The 1,760-nt window shown below is 69.2% G+C and carries 1 protein-coding gene; it reads left to right on the top strand.

Translation table 11 applies throughout. From position 1 onward, the window contains the following. The coding region (locus tag WAO74_RS13040) for a hypothetical protein (protein WP_422162694.1) at positions 1 to 1,760 on the top strand (1,760 nt) is incomplete at both ends.

Genomic DNA, 1,760 nt, shown 5'->3' with positions numbered 1-1,760 from the left:
CAGGTGTCGCAGATGCTGGGGCTCTACTGGGTCGATGCCACGGCAGAGCCGGGCACGCGCTACGACTACCTGATCATCGCGGATCACAACAACGTGGCCCCCGGCGGCCCATCTGCCATTCTGGGATATCTTTCCTCGCCGCAGGCGGTGTTTTCCTTCGGCGCCGACGCCTGGATCAGTTTCAATCTGAGCCTGCGCGTGCCGGATCCGCTTCCGGCCCCGGAAGACCTGCGCGCCTTCGCCTTGCCGGGCGGCACGCGCGAGGCGCCAGACGGCGCGCTGGACGAGCTTGAACACAATGCGGGCCTGCGCTGGCACATCCCGACCACGGACGGGCAGAAACTGTCGGGCGGCGCGCCGGTGCTCTACCGTGTGCGCCGCGCGGTGCTGGGCGACGCCGAACCGGGCGCGCCGGTGGCGGCCGATCAACATGCGCAGGTCTCCGACCGGCCCCATGCGGTGACGGATGCCAACCTGCCGCCCGGCGTCACGCAAACGGGGCGTGCCGCGGACTGGCCACCCGACAGCTTGAACTTCATCGACAGCGGCCTGGCCGAGGGCTGGTACAGTTACCGGCTGACCGCCATCGACATTTTCGGCCGGTGGAGCGCGCCTTCGGCGCCTGCCGAGTGGTGGCAGTGGGCGCAGCCTTCCGGTGCGCAGGACTGGCGACCGCCGTGGTACCAGGACACGTCTCAGGGGGATGCGCAGGTGCATCCGCATGCGGTGCGCCTGCTCGACAAGGTAGCCCCGCCGCCGCCGGTCGGAGTGGAAGCCTTCGCGCTCGATCCCTTCGACCGCTACTTGAAGCGCGACCAGCGGTTCGATGCATGGTTCGCGACCCTGTCACAGGGTGAACAGGACAGTGTCGTGGGCTTGCGGGTACGCTGGCTCTGGACTTTTGCGCAAATGCGCCAGGCGCCGGATACTGCGGAGTTCCGGGTCTATTTCAGTCCGGGGCTGGCCAATACCTTCAAGGGCCGCATCGTTTCCGTTGCCGCGCAGGGTGCGACCGCATCGCGGGTGACCACCGACATTCCCAACAGCGAGCCGGCGGGAGCCTGGACGGGGGCGGTCCTGCGTTCGGGGCAGCGGTCCTACACAGTGACCGGATCGCAGGGCGGCGATCCGCTGGTGCTGGATGTGGAGAACCTTGGCACTGGGCAGGATGAGGCCCCGGTCGCGGGGATGCGGGCCAGCGTGATCCTGCCCGGCGGGAACCGCTCGACCCATCCGTTGGCCGCCGATCTGTCGCGGCAGGGGGCTTGGGACGCGCGGCTCTGGGTCGTGGGCATTGACGATCACGTGGCCGAAGGAGTGGTGCCCGAGCGTACGCCGGAGGGCGACTGGATGGCCGGGGAAGGGGCGACAGTGGCAGGCAATACCGCGAGCTTGCCGGGCGGGACCGAACTGACCGGGGTTCAGCCGTTCGATACGCACCTGTTCCTGGCAAGCGATACCGCGCGGCCGACACGGCTTTACCGGATCATGCATGTCGATGAGGGCGCTGGCGAACTGACGCTCGACGCGGCACCCAACGTGGCGGGGGCCTCCGCCTGGGAAGTCGGCCAGCGCGTCCGGCGCTACGAACTGTTCCTGCCTGCCCCCGGAGATGCGGACCGCGGCGGTGTTGATCTGCCCACCAGCCATGCCGACCCGGTGGCCTATGCGCAAGTGGGGGTGACGGCGGTCGACGACAAGGCGCATACCGCCGACGACCCGGCCCGCTCCGGTCGCTGGGGCGACCGGCCGGGCAACGA

It is taken from the genome of Polaribacter sp., from assembly GCF_049276715.1.
Classification (GTDB): domain Bacteria; phylum Bacteroidota; class Bacteroidia; order Flavobacteriales; family Flavobacteriaceae; genus Polaribacter.
Note: the sequence above shows the minus strand (reverse complement) of the source record. Positions and strands in the feature narration are given on the sequence as shown.